The organism is Streptomyces sp. NPDC093094 (genome assembly GCF_044754345.1).
Classification (GTDB): Bacteria; Actinomycetota; Actinomycetes; order Streptomycetales; family Streptomycetaceae; genus Streptomyces.
This window is the reverse complement of record NZ_JBIVOX010000002.1, coordinates 283,083-298,995: the sequence shown is the minus strand read 5'-3', so window position 1 is coordinate 298,995 and position 15,913 is coordinate 283,083. Positions and strand designations below refer to the sequence as shown.

General features: G+C 69.3%; 12 protein-coding genes. 11 read left to right on the top strand and 1 reads right to left on the bottom strand.

Going from position 1 to position 15,913, the window contains the following annotated elements:
- Window positions 1–29 precede the first annotated feature (29 nt).
- Entirely contained in the window at window positions 30–710 is a 681-nt protein-coding gene (locus ACIQGV_RS04160; protein ID WP_402490171.1) for an ATP-dependent Clp protease proteolytic subunit, read from the top strand.
- 194 nt (window positions 711–904) lie between these two features.
- Window positions 905–2,191, top strand: coding sequence for an ATP-dependent Clp protease ATP-binding subunit ClpX (gene clpX / locus ACIQGV_RS04155; RefSeq protein WP_402490168.1), 1,287 nt, complete (start codon window positions 905–907; stop codon window positions 2,189–2,191).
- A gap of 537 nt (window positions 2,192–2,728) precedes the next feature.
- On the opposite strand, the gene ACIQGV_RS04150 is transcribed toward clpX, so the two are convergent.
- Entirely contained in the window at window positions 2,729–3,664 is a 936-nt protein-coding gene (locus ACIQGV_RS04150; protein WP_402490165.1) for a hypothetical protein, read from the bottom strand.
- 136 nt (window positions 3,665–3,800) lie between these two features.
- Between ACIQGV_RS04150 and ACIQGV_RS04145 the strand changes: the two genes are divergently transcribed.
- The 9 genes from ACIQGV_RS04145 to rodA all read left to right on the top strand — a co-directional run bounded on the left by ACIQGV_RS04145 (window position 3,801) and on the right by rodA (window position 15,845).
- Complete coding sequence (locus ACIQGV_RS04145) at window positions 3,801–6,425, top strand: valine--tRNA ligase (RefSeq protein WP_402490163.1); 2,625 nt, start codon at window positions 3,801–3,803, stop codon at window positions 6,423–6,425.
- A gap of 121 nt (window positions 6,426–6,546) precedes the next feature.
- Entirely contained in the window at window positions 6,547–8,055 is a 1,509-nt protein-coding gene (locus ACIQGV_RS04140; RefSeq protein WP_402490160.1) for a bifunctional folylpolyglutamate synthase/dihydrofolate synthase, read from the top strand.
- Window positions 8,056–8,063: 8 nt separating this feature from the next.
- A complete protein-coding gene (locus ACIQGV_RS04135; RefSeq protein ID WP_402490157.1) occupies window positions 8,064–8,405 on the top strand; it encodes a DUF4233 domain-containing protein in 342 nt (113 codons plus the stop codon).
- Window positions 8,406–8,733: 328 nt separating this feature from the next.
- Window positions 8,734–9,147: a nucleoside-diphosphate kinase gene (gene ndk / locus ACIQGV_RS04130; RefSeq protein WP_402490155.1), complete on the top strand. Its 414-nt coding sequence runs from the start codon at window positions 8,734–8,736 to the stop codon at window positions 9,145–9,147.
- Window positions 9,148–9,423: 276 nt separating this feature from the next.
- Window positions 9,424–10,443 (top strand): rod shape-determining protein, encoded by a 1,020-nt coding sequence (locus ACIQGV_RS04125; RefSeq protein ID WP_006133575.1) that lies wholly within the window; start codon window positions 9,424–9,426, stop codon window positions 10,441–10,443.
- Window positions 10,444–10,589: 146 nt separating this feature from the next.
- A complete protein-coding gene (gene mreC, locus ACIQGV_RS04120) occupies window positions 10,590–11,537 on the top strand; it encodes a rod shape-determining protein MreC (RefSeq protein ID WP_402490152.1) in 948 nt (315 codons plus the stop codon).
- A 14-nt stretch (window positions 11,538–11,551) separates the two neighbouring features.
- Window positions 11,552–12,232 (top strand): rod shape-determining protein MreD, encoded by a 681-nt coding sequence (mreD, locus tag ACIQGV_RS04115; protein WP_402490150.1) that lies wholly within the window; start codon window positions 11,552–11,554, stop codon window positions 12,230–12,232.
- 119 nt (window positions 12,233–12,351) lie between these two features.
- Entirely contained in the window at window positions 12,352–14,649 is a 2,298-nt protein-coding gene (gene mrdA / locus ACIQGV_RS04110) for a penicillin-binding protein 2 (RefSeq protein WP_402490148.1), read from the top strand.
- Window positions 14,646–15,845 carry a rod shape-determining protein RodA gene (gene rodA, locus ACIQGV_RS04105; protein WP_402490146.1) on the top strand — a complete coding sequence of 400 codons (1,200 nt, stop codon included), beginning with the start codon at window positions 14,646–14,648 and terminating at the stop codon, window positions 15,843–15,845. The genes mrdA and rodA overlap by 4 nt, the downstream gene beginning before the upstream one ends.
- Window positions 15,846–15,913: the final 68 nt, after the last annotated feature.

The window sequence follows — 15,913 nt, the reverse complement described above, 5'->3', positions numbered from 1 at the left end:
CCGACCGCCCAGCCCCTAGGAGACAGACAGTGAACGACTTCCCCGGCAGCGGCCTGTACGACCGCGCACGCGCCCAGTACACCGGTCCGGCCGCCGAGTCCCGCTACGTGATCCCGCGCTTCGTGGAGCGCACCTCGCAGGGCATCCGCGAGTACGACCCGTACGCGAAGCTCTTCGAGGAGCGCGTGATCTTCCTCGGCGTCCAGATCGACGACGCCTCCGCCAACGACGTCATGGCGCAGCTGCTGTGCCTGGAGTCGATGGACCCCGACCGTGACATCTCGGTCTACATCAACAGCCCCGGTGGTTCCTTCACCGCGCTGACTGCGATCTACGACACGATGCAGTTCGTGAAGCCGGACATCCAGACGGTCTGCATGGGCCAGGCGGCCTCCGCCGCGGCGATCCTGCTGGCCGCCGGTACGCCCGGCAAGCGCATGGCCCTGCCGAACGCGCGCGTGCTGATCCACCAGCCGTACAGCGAGACCGGCCGCGGTCAGGTCTCGGACCTGGAGATCGCCGCGAACGAGATCCTGCGGATGCGCTCCCAGCTGGAGGACATGCTGGCGAAGCACTCCACCACGCCGATCGAGAAGATCCGCGAGGACATCGAGCGCGACAAGATCCTCACGGCCGAGGACGCGCTGTCCTACGGCCTGATCGACCAGATCATCTCCACCCGGAAGATGAACAACGCCGCTGTCCGCTGACGCGGGCACAGGAGTATCGTCTGCCGCCCCTTGGCACGGTTTCACCCGGTGCGCGAAAGGTGCACGTCAAAGTGAACCCTGCCAAGGGGGGCCCGAACGGGGGGCCCGGCAAGGTACCGTCGGAATAAGGCAGCACCAGGAGCCGCTGGAGGCGAAAGCGTCCAGGCGTCTCCCAGGCGAAGGGGAAGCACACCGTGGCACGCATCGGTGACGGCGGCGATCTGCTCAAGTGCTCGTTCTGCGGCAAGAGCCAGAAGCAGGTCAAGAAGCTCATCGCAGGCCCTGGTGTGTACATCTGCGACGAGTGCATCGATCTCTGCAACGAGATCATCGAGGAAGAACTCGCGGAGACCAGCGAGGTGCGCTGGGAGGAACTCCCCAAGCCCCGCGAGATCTACGAGTTCCTCGAGGGCTATGTGGTCGGCCAGGAGGCCGCCAAGAAGGCCCTGTCCGTGGCGGTCTACAACCACTACAAGCGCGTCCAGGCCGGCGAGAACGGCGGCGGCAGCGGGCGTGACGACGCGATCGAGCTGGCCAAGTCCAACATTCTGCTGCTCGGCCCCACGGGCTCGGGCAAGACCCTCCTCGCGCAGACCCTGGCGCGCATGCTGAACGTCCCGTTCGCCATCGCCGACGCGACGGCGCTGACGGAGGCCGGGTATGTGGGCGAGGACGTCGAGAACATCCTGCTGAAGCTGATCCAGGCGGCCGACTACGACGTCAAGAAGGCCGAGACCGGGATCATCTACATCGACGAGATCGACAAGGTCGCACGGAAGAGTGAAAACCCGTCGATCACGCGTGACGTGAGCGGCGAGGGCGTCCAGCAGGCCCTGCTGAAGATCCTGGAGGGCACCACGGCCTCGGTCCCGCCGCAGGGCGGCCGCAAGCACCCGCACCAGGAGTTCATCCAGATCGACACGACGAACGTCCTGTTCATCGTGGGCGGTGCCTTCGCGGGGCTGGAGAAGATCATCGAGTCCCGGGCCGGCGCCAAGGGCATCGGCTTCGGCGCGACGATCCGCTCCAAGCGCGAGCTGGAGGCCAAGGACCAGTTCGAGGACGTCATGCCCGAGGACCTGGTGAAGTTCGGCATGATCCCGGAGTTCATCGGCCGTCTCCCGGTCATCACCTCGGTCCACAACCTCGACCGCGAGGCCCTGCTCCAGATCCTGGTGGAGCCCCGCAACGCCCTGGTCAAGCAGTACCAGCGCCTCTTCGAACTCGACGGCGTGGAGCTGGACTTCGAGCGTGAGGCCCTGGAGGCCATCGCCGACCAGGCCATCCTCCGCCAGACCGGCGCGCGCGGCCTGCGCGCCATCATGGAGGAGGTCCTGATGTCGGTGATGTACGAGGTCCCGTCCCGCAAGGACGTCGCCCGCGTCGTCATCACCGCCGACGTCGTCCGCTCCAACGTCAACCCGACCCTGATCCCGAGGGACTCCCGCGGCCGCGGCTCGGGCGAGGCGAAGTCGGCGTAGGGGCTCCGCACCCACGACAGCACAGGGGCCCGGCACTCACCACGAGTGCCGGGCCCCTTCGCGTCCCTCCTCTGAGCCATTCCCCGTGGTGATCACGCCAAAGACCCAGTGGTCCATGGCGCTGCTCCATGCCGAATGATCTGGTGACTCCCGACCGATTCGATCAAAAGTTCGTGCGATCGAGCATGAAAACGGGAGGAACACCGATGAAGATCAGGTGTGCCGTCACGGCGCTCAGTGTGGTCGCGGCTGCCGGAGTGGTACCGCTGGTGACAGCCGCACCCGCCCGGCGGATCAGATCGCCTGCGTCGAGTACCTCAGGAGCAAGGACTATGCAATCGGTCCGCGGGTCAGGTCGGCCTGCGCGAACGTGGAGTCGCTCGCGGACAGGATCACGTGTCAGACCCGCCTCATCGCGATCAACGTCAGGGGCCCCACACGCTCGAAGCCTGCTACCGCGCCTGAGCGGGCAAGAAGGGGCGGGGCTTCCCGGTCGGCCTCGACCGGGAAGCCCCGCCCCGTTGCGTGGCGCCGTCGTCAGGCCTTGACGCGGACCTCCTCGCGGAACTTGGCCGTGAGGTCGGCCGCGGCCGCAGGGTCGGACTTCTTCTCGGACGCCAGGTTGGCGAGGTCGATGGGAGCCACCAGGCCGAGGGTGCTGTGGTCTCCCCAGGCACAGTAGGTCAGGTACATCGTGCTGGGGCCCTCGCCCTTCTCCTTGGGCTCCATCTTGGCGTCCTGGCACTTCAGGACCGCGCCCTTCGCGTTGTCGTACGCCTTGGGTTCACCGACCATGGTGACCTGCATCTCGTCGTCTTCCTCGTTCGCGTCGTTCTTCATGTACGCGAGGAAGGCGTCGACGACCTTCTCGGGGTCCTCGATCTCCCCGTAGACGCCACCGAAGCTGAGCATCTTCTGGGAGAGCGGGTTGTCCTCGTTGCCCGACACGTAGTTGGCGCTGACATCGGTGGGGTTCTTCACCCCCCACTTCTCGGCGTCCTTGATGTCGTCCTTCGTCATGGAGTCGGAGTCGCCCTTGTCCTTCTTGTACTCGTCGTTCATGACGGTCGCAGGCGTGGTGAGCTTGTGCGGGCCGTCGTCCGCGACGTCGGAGCCGCCGCTGCCGCTGCCCGAGAGGACGAAGTACGCGCCGACCGCGATCGCCGCGACGACCGCGACCGCGCCGATGATCAGGCCCGTCTTCTTCTTGCCGCCGCCCGGCACCGGAGGCTGGGGAGCGCCGTAGGGAGCCTGGCCGTACGGGGGCTGCTGGCCGTAGCCCTGCTGCGGAGGCACCGGCTGCTGCGGGTAGCCGTAACCCGGCTGCGGCGGAGCCGGCTGCTGGGGGTACCCGTAGCCGGGCTGCGGAGCCTGCGGCTGCTGGCCGTAAGGGCCCGGCTGCTGAGGCTGCCCGCCGTACGGGCCCGGCTGCTGAGGCTGCCCGCCGTACGGGCCCGGCTGGTTGTAGCTCATTACGGGGTTCCCCTCCAGATGCTTATGCGTTTCGGACATCCTGACGCAGACATGCCGCATGCACGGCGGCGGGGTCCGCACCGTTACAAAGGAATCGCGTTTCGGGACGGGCCCGTGACACCTCTAAACTGAGCCCGTGACCGAGAACACTCAGCAGCAGCCACCAGCGCCCACCACCGAACTGCCGACCCAGTACGCGCCGGCCGAGGTAGAGGGGCCGCTGTACGAGCGCTGGGTAGAAAAGGGTTACTTCACGGCGGACGCGCAGAGCGACAAGCCCGCGTACACCATCGTCATCCCGCCGCCGAACGTCACCGGTTCGCTCCACCTGGGCCACGCCTTCCAGCACACGCTCATGGACGCCCTCACCCGCCGCAAGCGCATGCAGGGCTACGAGTCGCTGTGGCTGCCGGGCATGGACCACGCCGGCATCGCCACCCAGAACAAGGTCGAGCAGCAGCTCGCCGAGGAGGGCAAGTCCCGCCACGACCTGGGCCGCGAGGAGTTCGTCTCGCGCGTCTGGCAGTGGAAGGAGGAGTACGGCGGCAGGATCCTCGGCCAGATGCGCCGCCTCGGCGACGGCGTCGACTGGTCCCGCGAGCGGTTCACCATGGACGAGGGTCTGTCCAAGGCCGTCCAGACCATCTTCAAGAAGCTCTACGACGACGAGCTGATCTACCGCGCCGAGCGCATCATCAACTGGTGTCCGCGCTGCCTGACCGCCATCTCCGACATCGAGGTGGAGTACCAGGAGGACGCCGGTGAGCTGGTCTCCATCCGCTACGGCGAGGGTGATGACTCCCTCGTCGTCGCGACCACCCGCGCGGAGACGATGCTCGGTGACACCGCCGTCGCCGTCCACCCCGACGACGAGCGCTACAAGCACCTCGTCGGCAAGCAGATCAAGCTCCCGCTGACCGACCGCACCATCCCGGTCGTCGCCGACACGCACGTCGACCCGGAGTTCGGCACCGGCGCCGTCAAGGTGACCCCGGCGCACGACCCGAACGACTTCGCCATCGGCCAGCGCCACGGCCTGCCCTCCCTGACGATCATGGACGAGCACGGCATCATCACCGTCCACGGCCCCTTCCTCGGCCAGGACCGCTTCGAGGCCCGCTCGGCCGTCGTCGGCGCCCTGCGCGCCCAGGGCCGGATCGTCGCCGAGAAGCGCCCGTACATGCACTCCGTCGGCCACTGCTCGCGCTGCAGGACCACGGTCGAGCCGCGGCTGTCCATGCAGTGGTGGGTCAAGGTCGCCCCGCTCGCCCAGGCCGCCGGCGACGCGGTCCGCGACGGCCGGGTCGCCATCCACCCGGCCGACATGTCGAAGCGCTACTTCGACTGGGTCGACAACATGAACGACTGGTGCATCTCGCGCCAGCTGTGGTGGGGTCACCGCATCCCGATCTGGTACGGCCCCGACGGCGAGATCGTCTGCGTCGGCCCCGACGAGCAGCCGCCGGCGGGCGAGGGCTGGCACCAGGACACCGACGTCCTCGACACCTGGTTCTCCTCCGGCCTGTGGCCGTTCTCCACCCTCGGCTGGCCGGAGAAGACCCCGGACCTGGAGAAGTTCTACTCCACCGACGTCCTGCTCACCGGCCACGACATCATCTTCTTCTGGGTCGCCCGGATGATGATGTTCGGCCTGTACGCCATGGACGGCGAGGCCCCGTTCAGGACCATCGCCCTGACCGGCCTGGTCCGCGACGAGCGCGGCAAGAAGATGTCGAAGTCCTTCGGCAACGTGGTCGACCCGCTGGACTGGATGGACAAGTACGGCTCCGACGCCGTCCGCTTCACCCTGGCCAAGGGCGCCAACCCGGGCACCGACGTGCCCATCGGCGAGGACTGGGTCCAGGCGTCCCGGAACTTCGCCAACAAGATCTGGAACGCGACCCGCTTCGCGCTGATGAACGGCGCGACGGTCGAGGGCGAACTGCCGTCGGCCGAGCGGCTGTCGGCCACCGACCGCTGGATCCTGTCCCGGCTGAACAAGACGGTCGCGCAGGTCGACGCGTACTACGACGACTTCCAGTTCGCCAAGCTCAGCGAGGCGCTGTACCACTTCGCGTGGGACGAGGTCTTCGACTGGTACGTCGAGCTGTCCAAGACCACGTTCATGGCGGGCGGCGAGGGCGCCGAGGTCTCCGGCCGGGTCCTCGGCGAGGTCCTGGACGTCCTGATGCGTCTGCTGCACCCGGTGATGCCGTTCGTCACCGAGACGCTGTGGACCACGCTGACCGGCCGCGAGTCCGTCGTCGTCGCCGACTGGCCCGCCGACAGCGGCTTCCGCGACGACGCCGCCGAGGCGGAGATCGAGAACCTCCAGCAGGTCGTCACCGAGGTCCGCCGCTTCCGCGCCGACCAGGGCCTCCAGCCCGGCCAGCGCGTCCCGGCCCGCCTCACCCTCGACGGCACCGCCCTCGCCCCGCACGAGGCCGCCATCCGCCAGCTGCTGCGTCTGCAGCCGGAGGGCGACTCCTTCACGGCGACGGCGACCCTGCCGATCGGCGGCGCGGAGGTGGCGCTGGACCTCTCCGGCACCATCGACGTGGCCGCGGAGCGCAAGCGCCTCGCGAAGGACCTCGCGGCGGCGGAGAAGGAGCGTCAGCAGGCCGTGGCCAAGCTGGGCAATGAGGCTTTCCTGGCGAAGGCACCCGATCAGGTGGTGGACAAGATCCGCACCCGCCTGGCCAAGGCGGACGAGGACATCGCCCGGATCCAGAGCCAGCTGGACAAGCTGCCTCAGCAGTAGTGCCCCGAGGGGCGCGGGGAACGGGCGACGAGCCACGGCGTTCCCCGCGCCCGCCGGACGGTACGGGCCACCCCCCACCTCCGGCGCACGCTTTGTCACCCCCGCTCCGTAGACTGGCCCCGTGAGCGACCCCACCCACGACCAGCCCGACCCCCTCGACTCCTTCGACGAGATCGTCTCGGCCGAGACGGACCGCGACCCCGACCTCGCCGTCATCGAGGCAGGCAGCCGCACCCTGCGCACCCAGGGCGGCCCCCCGCAGGGCGACGTCCCGGCACGCCCCGAGGACCCCGAGGTCGACAAGGCCCTGCGCGAGGTCGAGGCCGACCTCGCGACCCGCTGGGGCGAGACCAAGCTGGAGCCCTCCGTCAGCCGCATCGCCGCGCTGATGGACGTCCTGGGCGAGCCGCAGCGGGCGTACCCCTCGATCCACATCACGGGCACCAACGGCAAGACGTCGACGGCCCGCATGATCGAGGCCCTCCTCGGCGCCTTCGACCTGCGCACCGGCCGCTACACCTCCCCGCACGTGCAGTCGATCACCGAGCGCATCAGCCTGGACGGCGCCCCGATCCAGGCCGAGCGGTTCATCGAGACGTACAACGACATCAAGCCGTACGTCGAGATGGTCGACGCCCAGCAGGAGTACCGCCTGTCGTTCTTCGAGGTGCTCACCGCCATGGCGTACGCCGCCTTCGCGGACGCGCCGGTCGACGTGGCCGTCGTCGAGGTCGGCATGGGCGGCTCGTGGGACGCGACGAACGTCATCGACGCGGACGTGGCCGTCGTCACGCCGATCGACCTGGACCACACCGACCGGCTCGGCGAGACACCCGGCGAGATCGCGGGGGAGAAGGCCGGCATCATCAAGCAGGGCGCCGGCGTGATCATGTCCCAGCAGCCGGTGGACGCGGCACAGGTGCTGCTGAAGAAGGCCGTCGAGGTGGACGCCACCGTCGCCCGCGAGGGCCTGGAGTTCGGGGTCGTCTCCCGTCAGGTCGCCGTCGGCGGACAGATGCTCACCCTGCGCGGGCTCGGCGGCGAGTACACCGAGGTGTATCTGCCGCTGCACGGCGCGCACCAGGCGCACAACGCCGCCGTGGCGCTGGCCGCGGTCGAGGCGTTCTTCGGCGTCGGTGCGCTGCGGGCCGAGCCGCTGGACATCGACACCGTGCGCAAGGCGTTCGCGGCCGTGTCCTCACCGGGCCGGATGGAGGTCGTGCGGCGCTCGCCGACGGTCGTGCTGGACGCCGCGCACAACCCGGCCGGTGCCCGGGTGACCGCCGAGGCGATCGGGGAGGCGTTCGACTTCAGCCGGCTGATCGGTGTGGTCGGGGCGAGCGGCGACAAGAACGTGCGGGGGCTGCTGGAGGCGTTCGAGCCGGTCTTCGCCGAGATCGTCGTCACCCAGAACTCCACCCACCGCGCCATGGACGCCGACGAGCTGGCCGCGATCGCCGTGGAGGTCTTCGGCGAGGAGCGGGTCCAGGTCGAGCCGCGGCTGCCGGACGCCCTGGAGGCCGCGATCACGCTGGCCGAGGAGGAGGGCGAGTTCGCGGGCGGCGGCGTGCTGGTCACCGGTTCCGTCATCACGGTGGGTGAGGCCCGCCTGCTTCTCGGGAAGGGCTGACCTGCGACATGCGTACGCTCTGCTCCTCGACCCTGATCGGTGAGTTCTTCGTGATCGGCTTCGCCGGGCTGGTCGCGATGAAGGACGCGGACCTGTCCATGGGCACGGTGTGGACGGTCTGCGGCATCGCCATGTTCCTGTGCCTGCTGCTGTGCGGTCTGGTGACCAGGCCGGGCGGCGTGGCGCTCGGCTGGGCGCTGCAGCTGGGCCTGATCGCGGCCGGGTTCGTCGTGCCGATCATGTTCTTCCTCGGCGCGATGTTCGCGGCGCTGTGGTGGGCGTCGGTGCACTTCGGCCGGAAGGTCGACGAGGCGAAGGCGAGATTCGCGGCTCAGGCCGGCTCCGCCTGACCGCCGGCTCCGCCTGACCGCCGGGCCGCCCGACTGCCGGGCCATCCGACTGCCGGGCCGCCCGACTGCCGGGCCATCCGACTGCCGGGCCGCCCGACTGCCGGGCCATCCGACTGCCGGGCCGCCCGACTGCCGGGCCGCCCGGCCGCCCAACCGCCCGGCCGCCCAACCGCCCGGCCGCCCGACCGCCGGGCGGCCCGGCCCTGCTCGGCCCGGGCCGCCCGGCGGCGGCGGTGCGGACCGCCGAGGCTGACGCTGCGTAACAGGTGCCCGCGACGGCCCTGTAGCCTCGTGCCACCGCACACCTGTAGGTAGAAGGAGTCCTGCCGTGACCCAGCGCACCCTCGTCCTCCTCAAGCCCGACGCCGTCCGTCGTGGCCTGACCGGCGAGATCATCAGCCGTATCGAGCGCAAGGCCGGCTGGTCGATCACCGCGCTCGAACTGCGCGAGCTGGACCAGGACACGCTGGAGCAGCACTACGGCGAGCACAAGGGCAAGCCGTTCTACGAGCCGCTGATGGTGTTCATGGCCTCCGGCCCCGTCGTCGCGCTGATCGTCGAGGGTGAGCGGGTCATCGAGGGCGTGCGCCAGCTGGCCGGCCCGACCGACCCGATCGCCGCCGCGCCCGGCTCCGTCCGGGGCGACTTCGGCGTGATCGTCCGGGAGAACCTGATCCACGCGTCGGACTCCGAGGAGTCCGCCGAACGCGAGGTGAAGATCTTCTTCCCCGGCCGCGCGTAAGCGCGTACTCTTCGCCGCAAGCCGTAGTGAAGTCCGGGGGCCGACCTCCGGACTTCCCCGGCATGCGAGCGGCGATCGAGGGAACGAGTCTCCCCGAACGCACGTCTCCAGAAGCGAACCCACACATCATCTGCTGACAATGGCGAAGACCCTCACCCAGGGTCCGTGAAGGCACGTCTACGATGGAAGCACTTCACGTCACAGCACCCACCGCGCCTACCTGAAAAGCCCTCAAAAGCTCGTGGGAAGGCCAGACGAATCCTGATGGGGAACTCAATGTCGTTCATCGGCCGTGACATGGCTGTCGACCTCGGGACCGCCAACACGCTGGTGTACGTCAGGGGTCGCGGCATCGTCCTCAACGAGCCGTCCGTCGTCGCGATCAACACCAACACGGGCGGGATTCTCGCGGTCGGCGCCGAGGCGAAGAAGATGATCGGGCGCACCCCCGGGAACATCGTTGCCGTACGCCCGCTGAAGGACGGCGTGATCGCCGACTTCGAGATCACCGAGCGAATGCTCCGCTACTTCATCCTGAAGATCCACAAGCGGCGTTATCTGGCCCGTCCGCGGGTCGTCGTCTGTGTGCCCTCGGGCATCACGGGTGTCGAGCGCCGCGCCGTGATCGAGGCGTCGTCCCAGGCCGGCGCCCGTCAGGTGCACATCATCGAGGAGCCCATGGCCGCGGCCATCGGCTCCGGTCTGCCGGTCCACGAGGCCACGGGCAACATGGTGGTGGACATCGGCGGCGGCACCACGGAGGTCGCGGTCATCTCCCTGGGCGGCATCGTCACCGCCCAGTCCATCCGCGTCGCGGGCGACGAACTGGACAACGCGATCATCCAGCACATCAAGAAGGAGTACTCGCTCCTGCTGGGCGAGCGCACGGCCGAGCAGATCAAGATCACGATCGGTTCGGCGTACGACCTCGACACCGACGAGCACACCGAGATCCGCGGCCGGGACCTCGTCTCCGGTCTGCCCAAGACCGTCGTGATCTCCGCCGCCGAGGTGCGCAAGGCGATCGAGGAGCCCGTCAACGCCATCGTCGACGCCGTGAAGACGACGCTGGACAAGTGCCCGCCGGAGCTGTCCGGCGACATCATGGACCGCGGAATCGTTCTGACCGGCGGCGGCGCCCTGCTGCGCGGCCTCGACGAGCGGCTGCGCCGGGAGACCGGCATGCCGATCCACATCGCCGAGGACCCGCTGGACAGCGTGGCGCTCGGCTCCGGCAAGTGCGTCGAGGAGTTCGAGGCGCTCCAGCAGGTTCTGGACGCCCAGCCGCGCAGATGAAGCAACTCTTCGATTCCGCCGTACGAGATGACCTCCTCTCGTACGGCGGATCGTTGATATAGAGGCATAAGCTGCCACAAAACGAGCCCCTCGGAATTCCCAGGGGCTACCCGAATGACGACTGATGAAGGGCACGGCCGCCGCACGTGAGGGACACACGAGAGAGCCGGCTGCTCCTGGTGCTGCTGATCGCGATCGCGTTCGCGTTGATCACGGTGGACATCCGCGGCGGGGAGGACTCACCGGTCGACGGTGCCCGCCGCGCCGCGGCCTCCGTCTTCGGCCCGATCGAGAACGGTGTCGCGTCCGCGGTGGACCCGGTCGGCAACGCCGTCTCCGCCGTCCGCGACTCCGGCGAACGGCACGACCGTATCGCCGAACTGGAGAAGGAGAACGCCGCCCTCAAGGCCGAGCTGGGCAGCGACGACCGCAACCGCAGCCGCCTCCGCCAGCTCGACCGGATGCTGAAGGTGGCCGGCGAGGGCCGGTACGGCATCAAGGGCGCGGAGGTCATCGCCATAGGCGCGGCCCAGGGCTTCTCCTGGACCATCACCATCGACGTCGGCGCGAACGACGGCATCAAGCGCGACATGACGGTCCTCAACGGCGACGGTCTCGTCGGCCGTGTCACCACCGTCGGGCCGAACGCCTCCACCGTGCTGCTCGCCAACGACCCCGACTTCACCGTCGGCACCCGGATGGAGGGCAGCGACGAGCTCGGCTTCGCCTCGGGGCAGGGCGACCGCCCGCTGCGCGTCGAACTCCTCAACGGCAAGGCCGCCATCAAGAAGGGCGACCGGCTGGTGACCTTCGGCTCCCAGGCCGACCGGCCCTTCGTGCCCGGTGTCCCCGTCGGTGTCGTCTCCCGCGTCGACCCCTCCGGCGGTGGTCTGACCCGCACCCTGTACGTCACGCCGTACGTCGGTTTCAGCAAGCTCGACATCGTCGGCGTCGTCGTCCAGGCCCCCCACCGGGATCCGCGCGACACCGTGCTCCCCGCCAAGCCGAAGCCCACTCCGAGGCCGACCGTGACGGTCACGGTCACCCCGTCGGCGCCCGCCGACGGCCAGTTCCAGCAAGAGCAGCAGCAGTAGGGGAGCCGAACTCGATGCGATTCAACCGGATCCTGCTCTCCTCCGTGCTGGTGGTCGTGGCCCTGGTCCTCCAGGTGAGCGTGCTGGCCCGGCTGCACCTGCCCGGCGCGGTGCCCGACCTGGTGCTCCTGATCGTCCTGGGCCTGGCCCTGGTCTACGGTCACGTCGGCGGCGCCCTCGTCGGCTTCGGCGCGGGCCTGCTGTCCGACCTGGCGCCGCCCGCGGACCACGCGGCAGGCCGCTACGCCCTCGTGCTGTGCGTCATCGGCTATCTGGCCGGTCTGGTCAGACCGGAGAACGGCAGGCTGAAGTCCGCGACCGGCTCGCTGGCGGTGGTGGCCGCCGCCGCGGTCGGCACGACCCTGCTGTACGCCGGTGTCGGCGCCCTCGTCGGTGACACCGCCGCCCGCCATGTCGGCCTGCCCGGACTGCTGTTCACGGCCGCCGTGTACGACCTGCTGCTCGCGCCGTTCGTGGTGCCCGGCATCATGGCGCTGGCCCGGCGTGCCGACAACGACCCGCTCGCCGAGGCGGGCTCCTCCGCCAAGTCGGCCGACATCTCCTCCGGCTGGCTGTCCTCCGGCACCGGGCTGCGCATCGGCAGCCAGCGCGGGGGCCTGGGCGGACTGAAGGTGAAGGCGGCCCGGGCGCGCACGGCGCGGGCCGGACGCATCAAGGGGGTCAAGCGGCTGTGACGGCAGCGGAGTTCACCCGGACGGGGGAAGCGGGCCGGAACCCGGCCGGGCCGGCCCCTCGTTCATCACTCGTACGCACACCGGAATCCGCAGGCACACGCTGAGAGGGGGAGACAGCAGTGACCAACATTCCCGAGACCGGGCGGACCCCACGCGTCCAGATCCGGCTCGTCGTCATCCAGATCCTCGTCCTCTCCCTGCTCGGCACACTGGGCGGCCGGCTGTGGTATCTCCAGATCCGTGAGGGCGAGGCATACGCCAAGGAAGCCTCGGGCAACCACGTCCAGCAGGTCGTCCAGCCCGCCGTGCGCGGCTCGATCCTGGACGCCCGCGGAGTGCCCCTCGCGGACAACGAGACCCGGCTGGTGGTCTCCGCCTCCCGTACCGAGCTGCTGAAGATGCCGGACGACGGGGACGCCGTCCTCACCAAGCTCGCCGGCGTCCTCGGCATGCAGCCGAAGGAGGTCAAGGGGAAGGTCCGGCTGTGCGACGCCGAGACGCCCCAGCCCTGCTGGAACGGCTCGCCGTACCAGCCCATCCCCATCACCGACGAGGCCACCCCGCGCCAGGCCCTGCAGATCCGTGAGCGCGCCGAGGACTTCCCCGGCATCACCGCCGAGCCGATGGCCGTGCGCCGCTACCCCGCGCCCGGCAAGTCCAACACCGCGCAGGTCCTCGGCTACCTCTCCCCGGTCACCGACCAGGAGCTCCAGCAGGCCAAGGACACCGACTCGCCCTACCTGCGCTCCGACCAGGTCGGCCGTTCCGGCCTGGAGCGCGAGTACGACAAGGCGCTGCGCGGCAAGGCGGGCGTCACCCGCTACGAGGTCGACAACCTCGGCCGGGTCATCGGCCAGGCCGAGTCGGACGCCGCTCAGGCCGGCTCCCACCTGGTCACCAGCATCGACGCCCGGGTGCAGCGCGTCGCCGAGTACGAGCTGAACGAGGCGATGAAGGCGGCCCGCCTGGAGTGGGACCGCAACACCCAGGAGCGTTACAAGGCCGACGCGGGCGCGGTCGTGGTGATGGAGGCAAGGACCGGCCGGATCGTCGCCATGGCGTCCAACCCGACCTACGACCCGAACGCCTGGGTCGGTGGCATCTCCGCCAAGGACTACGCCGCTCTCACCGGCAAGAACTCCAACTATCCGCTGCTCAACCGGGCCATCCAGGGTCAGGCGGCACCCGGATCGATCTTCAAGGTGGTCTCCACGGCCGCCGCGGTCCAGGCCGGCTACGACTTCGACGGCCGCTACGAGTGCTCCAGCTCCTACTCGGTCGGCGGTCAGGTCTTCAAGAACTTCGAGTCCCAGAACCACGGCGCGATCGACCTCGGCCGGGCCCTGGAGGTCTCCTGCGACACCGTCTACTACCGGCTGGCTCACTCCCAGTGGCAGAAGGACGGCGGCATCGACCCGAAGAAGAAGCCCAAGGACTGGTTCTTCAGAGCCGCCCACCAGTTCGGCCTGGGCGCCGAGACGGGCGTCGACCTGCCCAACGAGGTCACCGGCCGGGTCCCGGACCGCCGGTGGAAGCAGGACTACTGGAAGGCCAACAAGGACGCCTGGTGCAAGACCGGCAAGAAGGACGGCGACTACGTCGAGCGCATCTCCTACGAGAACTGCCTCGAAGGCAACAAGATGCGCGCCGGTGACGAGATCAACTACTCCATCGGCCAGGGCGACACCCTGGTGACGCCGATCCAGATGGCGACGATCTACGGGGCCATCTCCAACGGCGGCACGCTGTACGACCCGACGGTCGGCAAGGCCGTCATCAGCGCCGACGGCAAGCAGGTCACCCCGATCAAGCCCAAGTCGCACGGCAGACTGCCGGTGAACCGGGCGACCCTCGCCCAGATGGACGAAGCCCTCGCGGGCGTGGCCACGCGCGGTACGGCCGCCTGGCGGTTCGGCGGCTGGCCCCAGGACAAGATCCCCATGCACGCCAAGACCGGTACGGCCGAGGTCTACGGCAAGCAGACGACCTCCTGGTTCGCCACGTACACCAAGGACTACGCGATCGTGATGACGATCTCCCAGGGTGGTACGGGCTCCGGAGCCTCCGGACCGGCCGTGCGCAACATATACGACGCTCTCTACGGCATCTCCGACGACGGCGTCATCAGCCGGAAGAACGCCCTGCTGCCCACGCCGCAGAAGAACCTGCCGACGATCCGGCCGGACGGCTCCATCACCGCCCCGAAGGTCTCCAAGGACCCGGCGAAGGACCAGCAGGCGTACCAGAAGCCCGCCGGGGACACGGTCGAGAACGCCTCCGCCGCCCCGACCGACGACGGCACCGCCCCCGCCGACCCGCAGCAGACCGCGGGCACGGTCGCGAGCCCGGAGGCGGACAACCGAGAGACACGGCGCCGACGGCGTACCCGCCGCCCCGGCCGGAGGAAGTGCACATGAGCGGCGTCAACAGCTTCCAGGTCTCCGGCTACGGACCCGAGCGGGCCGGCTGGACACGTCTGTTCGCCCGGGACTCGCTCGCCCGCCGGCTGGACTGGCCGATACTGCTGGCCGCGCTCGCGCTGTCGCTGATCGGCTCGCTGCTGGTCTTCTCGGCCACCCGCAACCGCACCGAGATCAACCAGGGCGACCCGTACTACTTCCTGCTGCGGCACATCATGAACACCGGCATCGGGTTCGCCCTGATGATCGGCACCGTCTGGCTCGGCCATCGCACGCTGCGCACGGCCGTGCCCATCCTCTACGGCGCCTCGGTGTTCCTGATCCTGCTGGTGCTCACCCCGCTGGGCTCCACGGTCAACGGCGCGCACTCCTGGATCGTGCTCGGCGGCGGCTTCTCCGTCCAGCCCTCGGAGTTCGTGAAGATCACGATCATCCTGGGCATGGCGATGCTGCTGGCGGCCAGGGTCGACGCGGGCGACAAGCCCTACCCCGACCACCGCACCGTCCTCCAGGCGCTGGGGCTGGCCGCCGTCCCGATGGCGGTCGTGCTGCTCATGCCCGACCTCGGCTCGGTCATGGTCATGGTGATCATCGTGCTGGGTGTGCTGCTGGCCTCCGGTGCCTCCAACCGCTGGGTGTTCGGCCTGCTGGGCACGGGCACGCTGGGGGCGCTGGCGGTGTGGCAGCTCGGGATCCTCGACGAGTACCAGATCAACCGCTTCGCCGCGTTCGCCAACCCCGATCTGGACCCGGCGGGCGTCGGCTACAACACCAACCAGGCCCGCATCGCCATCGGTTCCGGCGGGCTGACCGGCTCCGGGCTCTTCCACGGCTCGCAGACCACCGGCCAGTTCGTGCCCGAACAGCAGACCGACTTCGTCTTCACGGTCGCCGGTGAGGAACTGGGCTTCGTCGGCGGCGGCCTGATCATCGTGCTGCTCGGTGTGGTGCTGTGGCGGGCCTGCCGGATAGCGCGGGAGACGACCGAGCTGTACGGCACGATCGTGGCCGCGGGCATCGTGGCCTGGTTCGCCTTCCAGGCATTCGAGAACATCGGCATGACCCTCGGGATCATGCCGGTCACCGGTCTGCCGCTGCCGTTCGTGTCGTACGGCGGTTCGTCGATGTTCGCGGTGTGGGTGGCGGTGGGACTGCTGCAGTCGATCCGGGTGCAACGGCCGCTGTCGGCCTGACCCGCCCGGCCTGTTTCCCCGGAGTTCCAGAACCCGTTGGGCTCTGTTGTCCTGCCGTGGCGCCCATT